The following is a 15,421-nucleotide window of genomic DNA, read 5'->3' on the forward strand; positions in this document are numbered from 1 at the left end:
GAGGCCCCTACTTTGTGCGGTCGTCTTGGCTGCCGGGGTACGCGATCCCATCACCAAGCGGCTCAGCAGTGACCGCGATCATCAGGACGATCGGATAGTGCTTGTCGACCTGGCCGAGGACTACGCACACCGTTCGGTGAGGCCGAGGCCAAACGTCGGCGTGATGGTCACACGCAAACAGAGCGAGGTCCTCAATCACCGGTCGGACAGCTTGACCCGCGATGATCCGCTCGAAGTCGGGTTCGAACGAGTGGATCTGCGAAGGACCCCAGGCCGCTGTCAGCGCCTGGACGACCTCCCGGCGCCGGCGCTCGAGGCGGTCCTGGGCCTCTGCCCAGCGCTCGGCCGGTGCGTCCTCCAGAACCTCACTCGCGGCGACCGGTACGAAGTGACGGTCGGGCCCGCTCGTTGCCCGGCCGATGATCCAATCGTCAGCTACGGTCGCCGCCGGTGGAAACGGCAGCGTCACAAGGCGTTCGGCCAGCGCGACGCAGTCGGCCGGCTCCACCCGCGGATCCGGGCCAGGGAACACGGCTGGAAGGTAGCAGACCATGCAGCGCACATCCGGTCACGCCGCGATCCTCGACGTTCTCACCGACGAAGCCAACCGGCCGCGCTCGGAACAGCGGTGGCCAGGTTCTGCATCAGGTGATGGCCGTTGCCGTTGAGTGCTCAGTGGCGCTCATGCGGCAGTCCTGTCTTACGACGGGACGGTCCCGGTCTGATCCGCTGGTGCGGTGTCGGGTTGACGGTTCTTCGCCTCCTGCCCACCGAAGTGGGTCTTCTGGATGGCTCCCCGTCCTGCCACCGGGCCACTCCCGGCGGATACCACCCCACCCATGCCCGTGCCCGTTTCCGGGTCCGTGGGCTGCACGGCGAGGTCGGCGAGGTTGCGTGCGGCATTGACATCCCGGTCCAGGACCAAGCCGCAGCTTGTGCACGTGTACGTCCGCTCACGCAGGGGCAGTTTGGCTTTCACCGCGCCGCAGCGTGAGCAGGTCTTGCTGGACGGATACCAGCGGTCGGCGACCACGAGCCGGCCACCATTCCACACCGTCTTATAGGCGAGTTGCCGCCGGAACTCGGCGAACCCGGCATCCGCGATGTGCCGGGCCAGCCGCCGGTTCCGCAACATCCCCGCCACGTGCAGGTCCTCCACCACGACCGTGCCGTACGTGCAGGCGAGCCGGGTGGTGAGTTTGTGCAGGCCGTCCCGGCGCAGGTCCGCGACCCGGGCGTGCGCCCGGCCGAGCCGGGCCGACGCCCGCCGCCACCGCTGCGACGGCACCCGCCCAGTCCGGCGGTCCGGACCCTGCTTGCGGGACAGCGCACGGCCGAGGGCCCGCAGCCGGGTCTGGGCGGTGTCGAGGTGACGTGGGTTGGCAACGAACTCGCCCGTGGACAGCACGGCGAGGTGGCGGATGCCGACGTCAACACCAACCGTCGCGGCGGGCCGCTCCGGTCGCCGGTCAGTGCGCTCGACGGTGACGGTGAACGCGACATGCCACCGGCCGCCGGCACGACGGACCGTCGCCGACATGATCCGCGCCGTGCCCGCTTCCACACGTCGGGCGAGTTTCCGCGCTGACTCATGCAGCTTCAGCCGACCCAACCTGGGCAGCACCACATGCTTGCGGTCCGGCTCCACCCGGATCGCACCCGTCGTGAACCGGACGCTTGGAATGCTGCGATGCCGGGACTTGAACCGTGGGAAACCGACCGGACGACCGGCCCGCTGCCCGCGGCGAGAATCACCCCACTGCTTCAGACCGCGGGCGAGGGCATCCAGGCCGGTGTTGAACGCCTCCTTCGACACCTCCCGCCACCACGGCGCCACCACACCCTTCTCCACATTCCACACCCGCCGCAACGCTGGCAACGACCAACCCACCACCGGCGTCAACAACTCCTCCGCGACACCGTAGGACCGCTCCGCCGAACGCTGATCCAACACCGACTTCACCCTGGCAAGCGACCAGTTGAACGCCACCCGAGCCGCACCCGCATGCGCAAGCAACGCCCGTACCTGAGCCGGGGTGACGTCCAAGGCAAACTGGTACGCCTGCACCGTCTGCACTGCCACACCTCCCCGTCTCTGACCGTGTCGGCGAGCAGTATGAACCGCGGGTACGACACTTTCCGCCACACGTGCAACGCACGACGCTCAACAGCGTCAAAGCGCGTTACAGCTCACTCAACCGACAACAGCTGACAGCCCCTGTCCGCCGGTGGAAGAAGATGCACCGCGTCACCGCACAGCATCGCCACGCACCACCACCGCTCGGGTCAGCCGCCGCTCGGTGCCGGGCGGCGCGTCCCCGCGAACCGACTGATGCCGAGCAGGGCAGCGAGGAACAGCCACAGCGGCACCAGCATGAACAGCAGCGACGGCCACACCGTCCAGAACGGCAGCGCCGGCGACTGCCGCACGTTGAGCACCATGCCGATCGCCCCGAAGATCATGCCGGGGAGCAGCCCGATCGCCGCGAGCGTCACGACGAGCGCCAGCAGCGGACGGGGCCGGCGCGTCAGCAGCATGGCGGCGAGCGCCCCGGCCGCCGCGCCGAGAAGCGCCCCGGCCAGCGTGGCAAGCCCGAGGCCGGCCGGTGCCGCCCGGTGAAACGTGAACGAGGAACCCAAGCCGTCGGTGCTGAACACGATGGCCAGGTCGCCGCGTTCCGCGGTCCACTCCTCGCACGGCCCTGCCACGGTGCGGTGCAGGTTGCGCCAGCCGTGCAGCAACGCGTTGGCCTGCGACCGACGCGACAACCCGCAATCCACGTCCACCGCCGCTGATTGACCCTGCTCCGGCGGGGCGTAGTCGATCTCCACGAACCCCGGGCCGAAGTCATCATCGCCCAGCGCGTACCCGTACCCGTAGTCGCGCCGCTGGACCCCACCGGTGGGATCGGCCCCCGGCAGCAACTCCGCCGCCAACTCGACCGCTCGGCTGTCGGTGGGCAGGGGCTTGGAGTCGCGGCCGCCGTACCAGGAGCCGGCGGTCGCTCCGACCGTCGCCATGATCAGCGCGCAGGCGATCAACACCCACGTCCGTAACGCACCGCCAGCCACGGATCCTCCCAGATCGAGTGGCGCGAAGCGTATCTCCCGGCCCCGGGCGGCGTCCGCCCGCCGGCGCAGGTCACCGCACACGATGTGCTTGGCTCGCTCGCGCCACAACCTCCGTTCTGACGAGCAGAACGAGCAGTCCGGACAGCGCCACCGGTACCGATGCTACGGCGCTATCCAACCCAGTACGGGACGTTGTCCTTCACGCCGACCTGACCGCCGATGCTGAACTCGACGGTGCCGCTGGCATCGGTCCATCGGCGGGGCTCGACGATGTCGGTGCTCCACTGGTACCGCACGGTCGCGATGCCGGCAGCCGTCGTGCGGACGGTGATGGCGGCGTGGTCGTCGACGGACAAGACGACCTTCGGTAGCCGCTCGACTGTCCAGATGGGCGGCTTCGTGAACGTCACCCGTGCGTTGAACCCGAACGGGCAGGTCTGCGTGAACGTCTGCCAGTCCGGGGTGTACGGGTGGAAATCACGCTGGTCGGCGCAGTAGCTGATCCGGTCCCGGATCTGTTGCTCGATCTGCCCCTGCAGCTCCGGCCGCAGCGTCGGCGTGACCACGGTCGGCGGCGGGTCGACGCTCCCGGCGACGACGACCGGCATCGACGTCGCGGCGAAGAGCGCGTCGGCGTCGGCCGCGACGGTGTAGACGCCCGGCGGCGCGAACGGCCGCGGCACGTTCGCGCCGGTGGGGACGTCGACGGGGTTCGGTGCGACGGTCAGCCCGGCGACGTGGACCTTGTCGCTGGCCGCGGTGCGGACGTCCAGGTGCGCACCAGGCAGTTTCGTGATCTGCCACCGGTGACCGAGGATGCCGACCCGGAACCGGGTGAGCTCCACAGTGTCTTCAGCGACGTCACCACCGACCGTGTAACGGATCTTGATGACGCGGTGGTCCTTGCCCCGGTCGGACGACACGATCTCGAGGTGCTCCGGCGCCTGGTAGCCGGCGGCGAGCCCACCCGTGGTGCACAGTGGGCTGTCGTCGCAGTAGCCGAGTTCGTTGACCCGCTGCCCGTCGTGTGCGGTGAGCGCCGCGAACACCGACCGGACCAGGCTCTCGGGCGACTCGGTGGGCCCGATGCCCGAGCAGCGGACTGCTGTCGCGGCGACCAGCAGCACGGCGACGGCGCCTCCCATTGACCGGATCCAGCGGCGGGTCTTCCGGTTGCCGGGCCGGCCGCCGCTGCCGGTGGGCCGTAGGACCCGCGGCGCCGGTGCGGTCGCCGGGATCATCGGGTAGCCGGTGGTGTCGTAGCCGATGAGCACCGTCGGCGGCGTGGCGGTCATCGTGGTGTCCGTTCCGGCGCGCCTGCGCCTGTCGAAGCTGTCACGGCCGTGTCGGTGAGGTCTTCGTACAGCTGGACCGTCGCCGGCTCCGGAAGATCCGAACGTGCCGCGCAGCGGTCCCGAAGGGCGTTGTAGACGCGCCGGACACCGTCGAGGTCGCCGGCGGTGGCGTGGCGGCGCAGCACGGCCCGCTGCACGGCCTCGTTGTCCGGTGCGAGCCGCGCCGCGCGGTGCAGCAGCGTGAGTGCGATGCCGTGATCCGGTTCGGCGTCGGCGAGGTAGGTGAGGACGTCGATGCAGTGCCGTGCCGTCGCTTCCCGCGGCCGCGCAAGCCATTCGCCGGTCAGGCCTTCGGCGAGCTCGCCGTGTTCGAGGTCCGCCGCCTGCCGCAGCAGTGTCCGGCGTTCGGTCTGCGTGGCCGCGCTGCCGGCGGCGTCGAGCAGGTCGTGCAACCGCCACAGGTCGACCTCGACGTGTGCCGGGTCGAGCTGGTGTCGACTGCCGCCGCCGAGCACCGGGTCGCGATGCACGACGTCGGCGCCGGTTGCCTGCTGCAAGGACCGCCGCAGTTCCCACAGGCTGGTCGCGAGCCGACGGGCCGTGAGGTGTGCGGGTTCGTCCGGCCAGAGCGCTGCGGCGAGGTCGCCGCTGGTGGCACCGCCGCGGTGCACGGCGAGGAGCAGCAGCACGTGCAGACTCGCACTGCGCCGCAGCGGGACCGGCGTCCTGGCGCCGTCAACGTTGATGGATTCGACGCAGACCGGCCCGAGGATGGTGACGCGCAGGCGTCGCGGTGCCGCGCCCGCCACCGCGGCAACCGGCTGCCGCGGGTCCTCGGTCGCCGTGACCGGTGGCGCTTCGTCCGGCGGTGGCACGGCTTGCGGTGCGACGCGTCGCAGCCCGGCGAGGACGACCGCGGCGGCGGCAGCGTTGAGCACCGCGAGCCGTACCGCGGGCCGCCCGACCCTCCCGTCGGTGCTGACGTGCCACGACGGCAGCGACGGCTCGGCGCCAGCGCTGATGACGGTCAATCCGGTGCGGTCAACGTCGTCGGGCCATCCGCCGGGATGACCTGCCCGGCTGCGGACGATCAGCACCCGGCGGCCGCCCGTGGCGAGCGCCGCAGCGACGCCCGGCGCCGCGTCGGAACTCTCGATGACATGCAGGCCGCCGACGCCGACGCCGTCGCCGTCGATGCCCACGAGCGACCGCAGGTCTTCAGCAGTGATCACCGCTACGGGACCGCTGTCCAGGCCTGCGGTGGCGGCCAGCACGGTGACGAGCAGGCCGCGCAGAGCGCTCAGCCCGCCTGGGCCGGTGAGGCGCACTCCCCCGGCCGGCAGGCCCGCCAGGTCCAGCCAGCGGCCGTCCGCGACACCGATCGTGACACGACCGTCCGCGTCGGGCCGGGCGGGCAGCGGCGCCAGGTCCGGGTCGTCGCGGTGTGCGCCACGCGGCGGCTGCGGCTGGTACTGGCGGCGGCGCTGTGCCCAGATCCACGCCGACACGGCACCCGCGGCCACCGCCGGCAGCGGCAGCCACCCGGCGTCGCCGACGTCCATGCCGCCGACACCGGTCCCCAGGCCCGCCGCCGGCGTCTCGGCGTGCAACGCCAGCATGCCGCTGGTGCGCGGCGACGCCACGGCGGCCGCAGCACCGGTCGCGCCGTCGTCGGCCGGGTGCGGGCCGGCCGCGGCCTGGGCAATCCCGTCCAGGATCAACGCGACCGTCCCGACGACAGCGCTGACCGACGCGTACAGCGGCGCCGGTGGCCGCAGCCGACGGTGGTCCGGGCGACGCACCCGATCCACGGCCTCGAGGACCGCACCCACCAACAGCCAGCCCCAGAACACCCACGCGCCCGCCACCACGAACAGCACCAGGGTCGCACCGGACAGCGGCTCGTTGACCAGCGTCGCGACATCGGGCGGGTCGGCGAGCACCCGCCGCGTCAACGCCAGCAGCAGCCACGGCATCCCGGCCAGCACCGCGACGAACACGACCCCACCGACCACCACCCGCGCCAGCTGCCGTACCAGCCAGATGCCACCCTTCACCGGCCGCCCTCCGCCGCCACGCCTGCGGACGAGACGTCCGGCGTGTGCTGCCACGACGCCCGGGCCGCCGGGTCACCGGCGGCGGACCCGGACAACGGTGTGCGCTGCGACCGTGGCACCCGCAACGCGGCCGAACCCAACGCGGCCAAGACCCGCCACAGCCACCACCCGGCGATCACGACACCGACGGTCGCCGCGATCAGCCCCGTCGACCGAGGCGCGAGCACCACCGCGGTCAGCAGCGCCAGCGGCACCGCCGTCACCACCCGAATCCAGGCCCGGCGGGCCACCAACAGCGTCACCGCGACCCCCAGACACACCGCGCCGACCCGCCCGATAGCGCTGAAGACATCCGGTTCCTCCGGCAGGAACCGGTACAGCCACCACTGCAACGGCCGCAGCGCAAGCGGCGAACCCGACATGTCATAGCCGATCAGGTACGCGCCGGCACCGACCAGCACGACCACCGATACCGGGAACCGGAACCACGACGGCCACGACCGCTCGACCAGACCCGGCCGGGCGATCACCAGCAACCCGGCCACCGCCACCGCCGCGGAGACCGGCGCCGCGGCCAGCACCGACCAGCGCAGCAGCGGCCCCGCCGGCACATCGAAGTAGCCGACCGCGAAGATCGCGTACCCGACGCAGATCCCGACACCGAGCACCGCCGCCCCTGCCAGGGCCACCCCGTACAGCCGCCGCTGCAACCGCTCATCCTCCAGCGCCGCGTACCGGGCCACATGCAGCCACGACGCGCCGAAGGCAGCGGCGACGACGGCGAGCACCGCCGCAAGACACAACCCGCCCCAGTGCGCCAGCAACCAGCCACCGTCGATCGAGTTCGGCGGCCCGTACCGGTGCGTGCCCGTCACGAACTGGGCGAACAATGCCACCGACGCCGCCGCGGCCACGACCGCGCCGGCGGCATCCCGCCCGCTCGGCACGACAGCAGCGGCTTGCACCGGTACCGGCTGCTGCACCGCGCCGAGGACCGCTGCCGCCTCAGGCTGCGGCACCGTCACCGGACGGACCCCGACCGCGTCACCGAACGCATCCGCCACGATCGGCAGCCGCGCCCCGCCACCGACACACACCACCAGGGCGAGGTCTTCCCGCCCGACGTCGGCCGCTTCGATCGCACGCCCGGTCGCGGCGACAGCCCGGTCCAGCACCCCGGCGACCGCCTGCCGCAGCTGCGGTATCCCGAACACCACCTGCCCCACCGCACCGGGCACGAGCACCGTCGGTGCCGATGACAGTGCCTCCTTCGCCAATCGCGCCGTCGCCAGTACCTCCGCCGCGGCCGCCGGCAGTGTCACCGCGTCGCCGGGCGTCGGCGGCGACAACCACGCGGCGACCGCCGCATCCATCGTGTCGCCACCACCCAGCGGCTCCTCGACACTGGCCAGGACCTCGAACCCGTCGCCGGCCCGGGACAGCACCCTGGCAGAGAACCCTGCACCCAGGTCGCAGACAGCCACGACCGACTGCTCCGGCAGGTCGACACCGCCGGCGAGGAGATGCCAGCCGACCGCGACCGGCGCCGCGATCAGCTCCGCATCGCCGGCCCCCGCCCGCTGCAACGCGCTGCGCAGGGCACCCCGACGTCGTGGACCCCACGAGCCCGAAGACACGACCCGGACCACGGCCGCCGGCGAGCCCGCGGCCTGCGCCGCGGCGGCGAGCGCCACCCGCAGCAGCGCCGCGACCAGGTCCGCCGTGCCGATCACGACACCGCCGGCGTCCACGGTGTCCGCCGACAGCCGACCCATCGGATCGGCGACGAAACCCTCCGGACGCTGCACCGCCCGCCGCACCGCAGCAGCGCCCGTGACCAGCCCACCGTCCTGCTCGACCAGAACACCGGACGGCATCCACCACTCCCGCCCGAACTGGACCAGCCGCACCACACCGTCCACCCCGGCGTACGCAACCTTCATCCGAGCAGCGCCGATGTCCACAGCGACAGTCACTCCGGAATGCGATGACATAGATACATCTTTACGCATCAACTTCTTGCTGTGTGACCCGCCCGTCACCTTGCGCAATCCCGCGCTCTGACCGCGAGCAAGGAGCGCCCGCCCTCGGCATCTGGCTCGTGTGCGGCAATGCTACCGGCAGCTTCACCAGCGGCGAGGACCTCCGACCAGCAGTCACGGAGCATGCAGATCGCCCACCGGCTGCCGGTCAGTGGTTCGTGAGCTGGTCATCGAGGTCTGATCGACCATCGCCCACCTCGGCCTCACCGGCGCGCTGACCGGCACCGTGCTGTTCGCCGCGCTCCTGGCGACCCGGCCCGTCGGTGAATTCCTCGCCACCGCCGCCGGCCGGCCGGCTGCTCAGACCGCCGTGGCCGACCGCACCACCACGAGGCAGCGAGCCGCCGGGATGGCCCTGCTCGGCGTCGCCACCGGCCTCGGGCTGCTCGACGGACCCGCCGTCGGCGTCCTCGACGGCATCGCCGACATCCTCACCCCGATCTGGGTCATCGGGGCCGTCGCCCTCGCACTGGCGGCGGCGGTGCCGTTCGCCCTGCCCGATCCAACCCCGAATCGCCGCCGCCATGACCTCTTCGACATCGCCGCCGACGCTGCCGCCGGGTACACCGGCCTGTTCCTCGTCATCGTCGGCGTCGGACTCGTTGCTGCCCAGATCGCCGTCCGGCAGCGCCCGAACACGCCTATCACGGCGCTGCTCACCATCGGCTCGGTCATCGGCCTCGTCTTCCCCGCTCTGCTCACCGGCGCCTCCCTGGCGGTCGAGGCAACCGACCAAGGCGCCGTCGCCGGCCTGTTCAACCTCGCCCGGGCCGCGGCGTTCGCCATCGGTCCGCTTGCAGGCTGCGTCCTGCACGACCCCACCCCTGCCGCGTTCCACCCATCGGCGCCACCGGCTTTGCCGTCATCGCCGTGCTCGCTCACCGGCGGCCTCCCGACCCGCCGATCGGCCGGTGAACGAACCAGGCGCTCCGCAGTCTCTCCTGTCGGAGCAGGTCGCCGCCGCGATCGCCGCGCACCCGACCGGCACGTTCTCCTCCGTCATCCCCGCCGCCGCACCCGACGCCACGACCAAGGTCGTGTTCATGGTCCCGGAGCTCGGCGACAAGCAGGAGACCGTCTACGTCGACCCCTACACCGGCGAGATCCGCGGCCAGCTCGTCACCTGGTGGGGCTCCACCCCGCTCACCACCTGGCTCGATGACTTCCACCGCCACCTGCACCTCGACGACCTCGGCGTCCTCTACTCCGAGACCGCCGCCAGCTGGCTGTGGGTCGTCGCGCTCGGCGGGCTCATTCTGTGGTGCAACCGGCAATGGCGCATCCGCGGCGAGAAGCGCCGCAGCCGCGTCGAGGCGACCCTGCTCTACGACACCGCCGCCGCCAAGGGCGTGCGACGCACCCGCGGCATGCACGCCGCCACCGGCGTCTGGCTCGTCGTCGGCCTGCTGTTCCTGTCCGCGACCGGCCTCACCTGGTCCGACCACGCCGGCGCCAACTTCACCCTCGCCCTGGACTCCATGCACGCCGGCCGTCCCGAACTCGTCACCACCGGCGCCACCGCCGGCGGCGCGGCCACCGGCGGGCACCACAGCGAAGGCGGCGCGGCCGCTGCCGGCGACCCCGCCCAGGTCGACAACGTCCTGCACATCGCCCGCACCAACGGCATCACCGGCCCGATCGAGATCGGCGCACCCGCCGAAGACGGCGCCGCGTGGAGCGTCGTGCAGAACGACAACGTCTGGCCCGTCCACTTCGACAAGATCGCCGTCGACCCGGTCGCCGGCACCGTCACCCACCGGGTGAACTACGCCGACTGGCCGTTCCTCGCCAAACTGTCCGCGCTCGGCATCCAGGCGCACATGGGCTATCTGTTCGGTCTGGCGAACCAGTTGCTGCTCGCCGCGCTCGCCATCGGCCTGCTCTGCGTCATCTTCTGGGGCTACCGCATGTGGTGGCAGCGCCGCCCCACCCGCAGCGCACAGCGCCGCGCCCCTGTCGGCGCGCCACTCGCCCGTGGCGCCTGGCGCAAGCTGCGCGTGCCGTTGCTCATCATCGGCATCCTCGTCACCGCCGCGATCGGCTGGGCCCTGCCGGCGTTCGGCGTCACCCTCGCCGCGTTCCTGATCCTCGACATCGTCGCCGGCCTCATCCGGCGGCGGCGCCGCGGCGCACCGGCACCGACCTCACCGGCACCGGCCGGCGCCTGACACACCTGGCTGGGACCGGGTCACCAGAACCTCCGGTGGCCCGGTCCCACCCGGCCACGCCGGCGGCCGTCACCTGGCATCGTTCGCCGGCGCGCTGGGCCTGACCGCGTTCCCGCTGTGATACGTCCGCCGGCTCGCCCGCACACCCCACACGGCAAACGGCCGCCCACGGCTCCTGAGCGGGGCTGCACGCCATGCCTGAGCGCTGCCGCGACGCCACTCCTGCTGTACTACACCTGCACCCGATCCCGCCAGTTCTCCAGACCCACGCAACAGCCAGGCAGCACCGCCGTCCCGATGACGGTGTCGGTCAGTCGCAGGCCACCAGCCACGATCAGGCACTCCTCGGCGAGCAGTGTGTCCACTACCTCGTCGCGTCCGGCGGGAGACGCCACATCACGCCGATGAGCCAGTGCCGCCACGAACAGCCCCACCTCCTCATCGACGCGGAACCTGGCCGGCATGATGATGGCGGGACCGGTCATTGATCCTGCAGGTGCATCTGCGGGGCTGCGTTCACATCGGGGCGAGTTTGAGCGTGGTGAAGTTCTCTTCCGCCTGAGCTTCCGTGCGTGCGCCCGGGATAGGGATGATCACGGGACTGCGGGCCAGTAGCCAACTCAAGGCCCCCTGCGCCAGGGTTCGGCCGTCGGCCGTCAACTGCTGTCGTAGTTGGTCGACCCGTTCGGCCCAGGCCGGCACCGCCCGTCCGGCATCGAACCAGGGCAGCCACTCCGGTGAGAGAGTACGGACATCATCGGCGCCGAGCGCGGCCCGGTCCCCGTGATACTTGCCTGTCAGCAGTCCCATCGCCAGAGGTCCACGGGCTAGGCTGGCCAGCCCCCGGGACTCGCACACTGCGATCATCGCGGTGTTGTCGTGCAGCACCGACTGGTCGTGCTGGATGGCTGTGCAGTGGGGAGCCGCATCAGCGAACGCGGCCGCTTTCGCCGGATCGTCGGTGCTCCACCCGTAGGCGCGGATGCGGCCCCGGTCCACTTCGTGCTCCAGAGCGTCGACCATGGTCAGGGCCGTCTGCAGGGGTAGGTCGTTGAGGTGGAGCTGGTAGAGGTCCAGGTAGTCGGTGCCGAGCCGGTCAAGGATGCCGTCAAGGCAGGAGACGAGGTACTCGACGGAGCTGTCCACGCCGGTGGCCAGTTGGCGCGGTTCGTCGAAGGTGTGGCCGAACTTGCTCGCGATCACGACCCGCTCGCGGCGGCCCGCGACGGCACGGCCGAGCACGCGCTCGCTGTGTCCTGCGCCGTAGTTGCTGGCGGTGTCGAAGAGGGTGACACCGAGATCGATAGCCCGGTGGACGGTGCGGATCGACTCGGCGTCGTCGACCGTGCCCCAGCCGAACGGTTCACCTTGCGGGCTCCAGAAGGGACCGCCGATCGCCCAGCAGCCCATGCCGATGGCGCCGACCTCGATGCCGCTGCGGCCCAGAGTTCGTGTTGTCATACGCTCAGCCTCATACCTGGAGCGCGCTCCACGTCAACTGTCGTGCCGCTGGCGTCGGCGACGAAGGACGAGCCCAGCTCGGCGTATCGCAGGGCATCGTTAGCGCCGCGCCGTCACGGTCCTGCTCCACCCGTGATCCGGTGACGGAGCCGTCGGCCCGAAGGCGGGAGACCCAGGGGCCGGCCGATGGTCCGACGGCGGTGGCCGGTCACGGAACGCGGTAGCCGTGGAACCTGACCTGCTGACGGACGGTGAAACCGAGGCGTTCCTACAGCCGGATCGCGCCAAGGTTCTTCGCCGCGACATGCAGGAACGGGCGTCCACCACCCGCGGTGATCCCGTCGACGGCAGCCCGGACCACGTGCGCCGCGAGCCCGCGACCACGCGCGTGCGGCGCCGTGCACACGCTGCTGATCTCGGTCCAGCCGGGCGGCTGCAGCCGCTCGCCGGCCATGGCGACCAGCGCGCCGGCCTCGCGCACGCCGTAGAAGGTGCCCAGCTCGATCGTCCGGGTCCAGAACGGCCCTGGGCGGGCGAGGTCGGTGAGCGCCAGCATGTCGCCGACGTCGGCTGGTCCCAGCTCCACGATTTCGCCGGCCGGTACGGCTGGTCCGGCCGGAGGCCGGTCGAGGACCATCTGGAAGCCCGCCAGGTCGAAGACCGGCGCCCAGTCCGCGGGCGGGGTGACCGGAGCGCTGAACAGGTCGGCCAGTTCGCCGCGGCCGAGCAGCACCGCCAGGTCGTCCCAGTCCGCCTTCGTCGGCTCGAGGGTCACGGTCGCGAACGTCGCGACGCCGGTCTGGTACGTGGCGGCGTTGCCCAACCGGCGGGCGAGGTTTGCGTGCCGCCCCCGGAGGGAGTGCCCGACCGGGTCGTCCAGGACGGCGGTGTCGATGTCGTACAAAAGTCTGCTCGCAGCCGGTCGGCGATCAGGCACGACCTGATGCCGCCACGGCGCCCGGTCGTGCCTGCGGGTCACGACGAGCATACGGCCGGACGACATCAGCCATCGACAGGAGGAGGCAGGCGGTGAACGGTGTGGGGCGCACGCCGTCCGCCACCCCGGCTCGGCGCCCATACGGGCACGTCGGCTTTCCTTCACCGGCCGACCACCGGCCGACAGGTCGGCGGTTTGATACATGTACCGGCCGTCCTGAATCGGACACCCGGGGTGGCGGAAAGGCCGAGGCCGGCGGCTCGCGGCAGTGGGACCGTCAGGTCGGACGCCCGTGGCGGACCCGACCCACCACGCACCGGGCAGGCGTCCCCGTCGGTGAAGTGAGGTTCAGCGATGCAGCCATCAGTGCACCGGTTCGGATCGATCCTGCGGACCCTGTGGGTCGCCGTCGCCCTGACCGTCATGCTGATCTACGCCAGTGACGGCGCCAGTTCGCTCACCACGCAGGTGCTCTTCACGGTCTTCATCGCCGTCGCGGCGATCTGGCTGCGCGGACAATACGCTGACAGCCTCGACGGCCGGCAGTGGGTGATCCCGTACTGGTTCGGCGGGTGCCTCCTGGCCGCCGCGGCCGTCCTGGTCGCCCTGTACAAGGTCCTCGACATCGGCGCGCTCGGCATGGCCGGACTGCTCGTGGCATACTTCGTCGCCGGGTCGGTCGTCGCCCAGATCCGGCAGAGCGACTCGGTCCACCTGATCTGGCTGCCCAACGACCGACGGCGCCTGGAGGTCCGTCCGATGCGGTGGGGTCTGCAGCTGACCATCGCCGGCGTGGTCCTGGCGTTCGGCGGCGCCGTCGTGCTGTGGGCGACGGGGCGGCTGGGCCTGAGCCTGGCGCTCATTGTCCTCGGCGTGCTGGTGGTGCTCCCGCTCGGGCTGTCCATCTGGTCGGAGCGGGTCATCAGCTGGCTGCAGAGGATGGACGACGCCCGGGTGTGGCTGTGGTCGCTCGCCGGAGCCGGCGCACTGGTCTTCGGCGGTGTCACGTTCCTGGCGGTCACCCTGTCCCACTCGCGCTGGCTGATCGTCGTCATGGTGGTTCTCGGACTGCTGATCGTCGCGCTGGTGTCCAGCACCCAGGCCGACCTCGTGGCGGTCATGGCCGTCGTCGCGCTCATGGGCGTGACCCCGTTGCAGGCAAAGGAGCACGGTCAGCTCGATCCGAGCGGCGACCACGACGTCCTGGTGGCGCTCGGCGACTCCTACATGTCCGGGGAGGGCGCCGCGATCTACTTCGAGGGCACCGACGACGGCGGTGGCAACCAGTGCCGCCGCTCACCGACGGCGTGGGCGGCGATGGCGGCGCGGGACGAGCGCAACTTCGACGGGTTGATGTTCCTTGCCTGTTCCGGCGCCCGCACCGCCAACGTGCTCACCGAGAAGCCGACCGTGCCGAGCGCCGACGCGACACTGACCCGCGTCGGCGTGCCGGAGCCGGAACCGATGGTCGGCGAGGCGCACACCCAGCTCGACGCGTACAACGCCGTCCGCGGCAGGTTCACGCCGAAGCTCGTGGTGCTGAGCATCGGCGGCAACGACGCGGGCTTCTCCACGATCGGCGAGATGTGCCTGGCGCCCGCCAACTGCAACAAGATGTCCTACCTGTGGATGCAATCGCTGGATCAGGTCCGCAAGCAGCTGCGCGCCACCTACCTCGAGGTCGACGCGGCGTTCCCCGGCGTGCCGGTGCTCATCGTGCCGTACCCGGACCCGATCAGCACCGAGGCGAACGGCTGCACCCAGGTCGTGCTGTCCCACGCCGAGCAGGAGTTCGTCCACCTGTTCCTGACCGAGGGCCTGAACGCGGTCATCCGCCAGACCGCCGAGGAGTTCGGTTTCCACTACCTCGCCCCGATGCAGGACGCCCTCGCCAAGGCGCACCTGCAGCTGTGCGACCCGCTCAACGACGGCCGGCCGGGCATCAACTTCATCGGCCTGCGCTCGGTGCGCGGCATCGCCGAGCAGCGGTTCAACCCGGCCAACTGGATCCACAGCAGCCTGCACCCCAACGAGCGCGGCCACGCCGCCATGCAGCAGGTCTTCCAGACGTGGCTGGCCAGCGACAAGGACGCGCTGAAGCCGCGCCTGGAGATCCCGGGCACCGCGGACACGCGCAAGGACGACGCCCTGGCCGACCAGCGGGACACGACCGAGGACGCCGCGCAACAGATGGCAACAGACGAGGCGCCGCCGTGCAACCTGTTCGACGACACGAACGGCTGCCGCCCGAAGGGCAAGGACTGGGCCTTCCGGCAGATCGGTCACACCCTCGTGATCACCGGCTGGTTCGTGCTGCTCATCGCGGCCGGTGCGTGGTGCATGGCGATCGCGCTGTTCGCCTGGAGGCGCCGCCGGTGGGCATGATCCG

Annotated in this window: 12 protein-coding genes; 2 read left to right on the plus strand and 10 right to left on the minus strand. The window is 71.4% G+C overall.

Going from position 1 to position 15,421, the window contains the following annotated elements:
* Positions 1-7 precede the first annotated feature (7 nt).
* The 7 genes from ACFPIJ_RS29555 to ACFPIJ_RS29585 form a co-directional block, all read right to left on the minus strand.
* The gene (locus tag ACFPIJ_RS29555) at positions 8-508 is read right to left on the minus strand and encodes a hypothetical protein (protein WP_380119603.1); all 501 of its coding nucleotides are present in this window, start codon (positions 506-508) and stop codon (positions 8-10) included.
* Between the two features lie 192 nt (positions 509-700).
* Complete coding sequence (gene tnpB / locus ACFPIJ_RS29560; protein WP_380119605.1) at positions 701-2,083, minus strand: IS607 family element RNA-guided endonuclease TnpB; 1,383 nt, start codon at positions 2,081-2,083, stop codon at positions 701-703.
* A gap of 203 nt (positions 2,084-2,286) precedes the next feature.
* A complete protein-coding gene (locus ACFPIJ_RS29565; RefSeq protein WP_380119607.1) occupies positions 2,287-3,072 on the minus strand; it encodes a hypothetical protein in 786 nt (261 codons plus the stop codon).
* 170 nt (positions 3,073-3,242) lie between these two features.
* Positions 3,243-4,367, minus strand: coding sequence for a hypothetical protein (locus tag ACFPIJ_RS29570; RefSeq protein ID WP_380119609.1), 1,125 nt, complete (start codon positions 4,365-4,367; stop codon positions 3,243-3,245).
* Positions 4,364-6,424, minus strand: a complete 2,061-nt coding sequence (locus tag ACFPIJ_RS29575) for an AfsR/SARP family transcriptional regulator (protein ID WP_380119611.1) — start codon at positions 6,422-6,424, stop codon at positions 4,364-4,366. The genes ACFPIJ_RS29570 and ACFPIJ_RS29575 overlap by 4 nt, the downstream gene beginning before the upstream one ends.
* Positions 6,421-8,367, minus strand: a complete 1,947-nt coding sequence (locus tag ACFPIJ_RS29580) for an Hsp70 family protein (RefSeq protein ID WP_380119613.1) — start codon at positions 8,365-8,367, stop codon at positions 6,421-6,423. The genes ACFPIJ_RS29575 and ACFPIJ_RS29580 overlap by 4 nt, the downstream gene beginning before the upstream one ends.
* Positions 8,368-8,614: 247 nt before the next feature.
* Positions 8,615-9,280, minus strand: a complete 666-nt coding sequence (locus tag ACFPIJ_RS29585) for a hypothetical protein (RefSeq protein WP_380119615.1) — start codon at positions 9,278-9,280, stop codon at positions 8,615-8,617.
* Between ACFPIJ_RS29585 and ACFPIJ_RS29590 the strand changes: the two genes are divergently transcribed.
* Positions 9,261-10,634, plus strand: coding sequence for a PepSY-associated TM helix domain-containing protein (locus tag ACFPIJ_RS29590; protein ID WP_380119617.1), 1,374 nt, complete (start codon positions 9,261-9,263; stop codon positions 10,632-10,634). The two genes, ACFPIJ_RS29585 and ACFPIJ_RS29590, sit on opposite strands and share 20 nt — an antisense overlap.
* Before the next feature lie 230 nt (positions 10,635-10,864).
* Here the strand turns inward: ACFPIJ_RS29590 and ACFPIJ_RS29595 are convergent, their stop codons facing one another.
* The 3 genes from ACFPIJ_RS29595 to ACFPIJ_RS29605 form a co-directional block, all read right to left on the minus strand.
* Positions 10,865-11,119: a hypothetical protein gene (locus ACFPIJ_RS29595; RefSeq protein WP_380119619.1), complete on the minus strand. Its 255-nt coding sequence runs from the start codon at positions 11,117-11,119 to the stop codon at positions 10,865-10,867.
* 31 nt (positions 11,120-11,150) lie between these two features.
* A complete protein-coding gene (locus ACFPIJ_RS29600; protein ID WP_380119621.1) occupies positions 11,151-12,095 on the minus strand; it encodes an aldo/keto reductase in 945 nt (314 codons plus the stop codon).
* 268 nt (positions 12,096-12,363) lie between these two features.
* Positions 12,364-13,074 carry a GNAT family N-acetyltransferase gene (locus ACFPIJ_RS29605; RefSeq protein ID WP_380119623.1) on the minus strand — a complete coding sequence of 237 codons (711 nt, stop codon included), beginning with the start codon at positions 13,072-13,074 and terminating at the stop codon, positions 12,364-12,366.
* A 312-nt stretch (positions 13,075-13,386) separates the two neighbouring features.
* Here ACFPIJ_RS29605 and ACFPIJ_RS29610 point away from each other — a divergent pair, with 312 nt between their 5' ends.
* Positions 13,387-15,417: a GDSL-type esterase/lipase family protein gene (locus tag ACFPIJ_RS29610; protein WP_380119625.1), complete on the plus strand. Its 2,031-nt coding sequence runs from the start codon at positions 13,387-13,389 to the stop codon at positions 15,415-15,417.
* The last annotated feature ends 4 nt before the right edge of the window (positions 15,418-15,421 follow it).

This window comes from Dactylosporangium cerinum (genome assembly GCF_042653625.1).
GTDB classification, from domain to species: domain Bacteria; phylum Actinomycetota; class Actinomycetes; order Mycobacteriales; family Micromonosporaceae; genus Dactylosporangium; species Dactylosporangium cerinum.

What these genes read in the sequence shown, in the direction of transcription:
- ACFPIJ_RS29610 (WP_380119625.1), top strand. Translation starts at nt 13,387, where the DNA reads ATGCAGCCATCAGTGCACCGGTTCGGATCGATCCTGCGGACCCTGTGG.
- ACFPIJ_RS29580 (WP_380119613.1), bottom strand. Translation starts at nt 8,367, where the DNA reads ATGAAGGTTGCGTACGCCGGGGTGGACGGTGTGGTGCGGCTGGTCCAG.
- ACFPIJ_RS29600 (WP_380119621.1), bottom strand. Translation starts at nt 12,095, where the DNA reads ATGACAACACGAACTCTGGGCCGCAGCGGCATCGAGGTCGGCGCCATC.
- ACFPIJ_RS29595 (WP_380119619.1), bottom strand. Translation starts at nt 11,119, where the DNA reads ATGACCGGTCCCGCCATCATCATGCCGGCCAGGTTCCGCGTCGATGAG.
- ACFPIJ_RS29570 (WP_380119609.1), bottom strand. Translation starts at nt 4,367, where the DNA reads ATGACCGCCACGCCGCCGACGGTGCTCATCGGCTACGACACCACCGGC.